The sequence below is a fragment of the Croceicoccus gelatinilyticus genome (assembly GCF_018398395.1).
In the GTDB taxonomy this organism is placed as follows: Bacteria; Pseudomonadota; Alphaproteobacteria; order Sphingomonadales; family Sphingomonadaceae; genus Croceicoccus; species Croceicoccus gelatinilyticus.
In genome coordinates, this window is sequence record NZ_JAHCBF010000034.1 from 1 (window position 1) to 3,302 (window position 3,302).

The window sequence follows — 3,302 nt, forward strand, 5'->3', positions numbered from 1 at the left end:
CCGCCGCATGGTCATCAATTATGGCGCAGCAACGGCTCGGCCGGATGCCGGGGTGTCGTCAATTTTGGCAGCCGACATTTCCCCGTTTGGCCGGACTCGACGGTTCTCTGCGGCGCAGGCTGTCGAGATTTTCCCAGATCGCTGGATTCTTGGTAGCAAAACACTGGACTGACGACCGCTGCCGCAGCCTAGGTCCGCAGAATTGCGCCATTCGCGTCAGTAGCGAGCCACGTCGCCTCCAATTCCTTCGCCGCCCGCGCCGGGTTCGAGGATCTTTGCGCCATCCATTCCCTTCGGTGCCTGGCAAAGGCGGGCAGGGCACTCGGACTGGTACTGGCCAAATTGACCGAAAAGCTATATCTAACGGGGGCAACCGGTCGGTTGTTCCCATTAGATGGATTGTGACAAATGCCCCTTATTGGTTACGCCCGCGTATCTACCGACGAACAGGATACCTTCGCGCAACTCACTGAGCTCCGGCGCGCCGGCTGCATGACCATATTCGAGGACCGGGCCAGCGGCGCTAGCCGGAGCCGACCAAAACTAGCCAACGCGCTCGCAGCGGTAGGGCAGGGGGACACCCTTGTGGTTGTGCGGATTGATCGCCTCGCACGATCGTTGTCGCATTTGCTGGAAATGGTCGAAGCGCTTCGTGAGAAGGGCGCGTATTTTCGCTCGATCAACGATCCGATCGACACCAGCAGCCCGCAAGGCATGCTGATGACACAGATGCTTGGCGCCTTTGCAGAGTTCGAACGGGCGCTTATTCGCGAGCGTACGCGCGCCGGCCTCAAGGCGGCTGTCGCGCGCGGCGCTAAGCCGGGAAATCCGAAAATGCGCGCACGGGATCCGTCAGCAATCGATAACTTGCGTCACAGCCTGAGGGAAAAGCATCTCCACGAACTGATTGATGGCCGGCGGGGTTGGCTGCCGCTCGTTGAGCGCTTGCGGCCGCAGTTGCCTTGGGCGTTGGTGTTGCGGCACATTCGGACGCTCAAGCCCCCGGTGCGCTCGTTTTCTGAACGCACGCTGGTGAAGGCGTGCCGAACGCTTGTTGATGCAGGGTACGCAGATCCTGTGATCCTTGAAACGGCGCCGCGCCTTTCGCGTGATAGCCGCGTTGCTCTACTTGTCGCCGACAAGCTCAGAACTGAGCCAAACGCCACGCTGCGCGGCATTGCGGCTTGGTTGAGTAAGGATTTGCGAGAGCCAACCCCGCGAGGGGGGATGCAATGGTCACCTGAGGGCGTGAGACGCATCATCGCCCAGGCCCAAGGTCTAGGCGTTCTTCCTAATAGGTCGCCGGCCCAGGAGATTGGCGAATGAGCGTAGAGGAGGAGCACGAAATAAGAATTCCGTTAGCGGTGCGCTGCCCGCCTCGGGCGAATCAAGCAGACCGATTCTAACGTGATCTGGGACAAAACCGACGTTCGCGAGCTGGGCCGGGAATGACGGGTCCCGATCCAACATCCGCCATTCCCGAAGCCCCAACGATCGTTTCAGGAACGGCCGGCGCTGGCCGATAGATAAATAGCCCGTCTCGGAGACGAATTTGCCTCGGCAATTTGTCGAATCAGGGCGGTATAACCGTTCAAATAGCCCCTAAATGGTCAGCGGTGGCAAGGGGGCCAATATCGCCTGGGTGCCCATCAGGATTGCGTCTTCGATCTGCAGATCGAAGGGTGGGCCGACGAGCTTTTGCTCGCTCGCCCGTATGAGGTTGTGGAGAAATATGACTACTGCGGTCATGGTTCGGTGCGAGACAATAGCGCGGTCCATGTAGTGTAGGCGGGCATCGATTAGCGACAGCGTCTGCACAAGGCAGGGCACCAGATTGGGCTGCGCGTCGAACGGGTGCGTCGAAGCCGATGGTCCGCGATACCGCAGCATGAAATCCAGCAGGAACTCACCGAAGGGGAAACGCCCGGCGTCATCGCGTAGGGCGATGTGAGGCATGCACAGGATACGCAGAAGAGTCTCGAGACTGCCGAGTTGGCCGTTACTCTCTGCGGTCGTCAGCATGGCGGCGCGAGCCGGTTCCATTTCGATGACCCGGTTCAGCATGATCTCGCGGACCAGGTTGTCCTTGTCGGCAAAGTGGTACTGGATGACGCTAGCGTTGCTTTGCCCGGCGGCGGTTGCGATCTGGCGGAGGGAGGGGCCGTTCATGCCCTCTGCGCCGAACAAACGCTCGGCGACGCGCATTATGCGCAGCCGGGTTCGGTCCGAGCGGGACGGGGGGGGGTCTGTGGCAAGCTCGTTTATGTCCATTTTTCAGATCTAACCGCTTGTCCCGATCTGGCCAAGCTGGCCGAGAAATTTATCTTTCGAATTATATTTTCGCGAAGTGGCGCTGAAACCCGCACCATCTGATCAAATAGATAGGTGTTTTAATGCGCGTTATAAATTTAACTGTTGTCAGAACCACCCGCTCCCGCAAACCAGACGGGAGGATGGCGAAGGGAGAGATCGATGACCAAGCGCTTGAAGGGCGCGGCGAGCATTCTTGCCGTTGCTGCCGGTCTTGTTGCCGTGACGGCACATGCACAAAGTTCCTATGGCGGCGATGCTACGGCGGCTGATGGCCAGCTCAGCGAGATCGTGGTGACCGCGCAGAAGCGCTCGGAGAACCTTCAGGACGTGCCGCTTTCGGTCTCGGCGTTTTCGGCCGCCGATCTGGCCAAGCAGAACCAGCGCGACATTCAGGATCTGGCCGGGCGGGTTCCGTCGCTGACGATCTCGCCTTCGCCTTCGGGGCCGGGCGCGGCCAACATCAGCCTGCGCGGCATCTCCTTCCAGGACATCGAAAAGAGCTTCGAGCCGGGCGTCGGCGTGGTGATGGACGGGGTGTACTTGTCCACTTCGACCGGCCAGCTATTGCAGTCGTTCGATTTTCAGCAGATTGAAGTGCTGCGCGGGCCGCAGGGCACGCTGTTCGGCAAGAACACGACCGGCGGCGCACTCAACGTCACGCGCACCCGGCCAGAGCCGTCCGAGCCGCTTTCCGGCCGTGCGCGGGTGGTCGTCGGCAGCTATGGCCGACATGACTTCGAAGGCTCGGTATCGATCCCGGTGGTGACTGATCTGCTGGCGGTGAAGGTGGCGGGCTTCTCGCTCAACGATCATGGCACCTTCTACAACCGGACGCTGGACCGCCGCGTAAGCCGCAAAAACGGCTCTGTTGCAAAAATCGTGAAGCTTGAGCATGCTTGGCGGAGATTGGACGACGGAACGATGACGGATTTCAAGTGGCGCCATTTCCAGGGTGATGTGATCCTGTGGGCGGTGCGCTGGTATTGTCG

The 3,302-nt window shown here is 60.2% G+C and carries 2 protein-coding genes and 1 pseudogene; 2 read left to right on the top strand and 1 reads right to left on the bottom strand.

Features of this window, described 5'->3' with window-relative positions; translation table 11 throughout:
* Window positions 1–408 precede the first annotated feature (408 nt).
* Window positions 409–1,326, top strand: a complete 918-nt coding sequence (locus KIH45_RS18950; RefSeq protein WP_095687534.1) for a recombinase family protein — start codon at window positions 409–411, stop codon at window positions 1,324–1,326.
* A 276-nt stretch (window positions 1,327–1,602) separates the two neighbouring features.
* Here KIH45_RS18950 and KIH45_RS18955 read toward each other — a convergent pair whose 3' ends face one another.
* Window positions 1,603–2,205: a TetR/AcrR family transcriptional regulator gene (locus KIH45_RS18955; RefSeq protein ID WP_095687535.1), complete on the bottom strand. Its 603-nt coding sequence runs from the start codon at window positions 2,203–2,205 to the stop codon at window positions 1,603–1,605.
* A 267-nt stretch (window positions 2,206–2,472) separates the two neighbouring features.
* Here KIH45_RS18955 and KIH45_RS19260 point away from each other — a divergent pair.
* Window positions 2,473–2,901 (top strand): annotated as a pseudogene (locus KIH45_RS19260) (TonB-dependent receptor plug domain-containing protein); the annotation flags it as partial.
* Window positions 2,902–3,302 lie beyond the last annotated feature (401 nt).

What these genes read in the sequence shown, in the direction of transcription:
- KIH45_RS18950 (WP_095687534.1), top strand. Translation starts at nt 409, where the DNA reads ATGCCCCTTATTGGTTACGCCCGCGTATCTACCGACGAACAGGATACC.
- KIH45_RS18955 (WP_095687535.1), bottom strand. Translation starts at nt 2,205, where the DNA reads ATGCGCGTCGCCGAGCGTTTGTTCGGCGCAGAGGGCATGAACGGCCCC.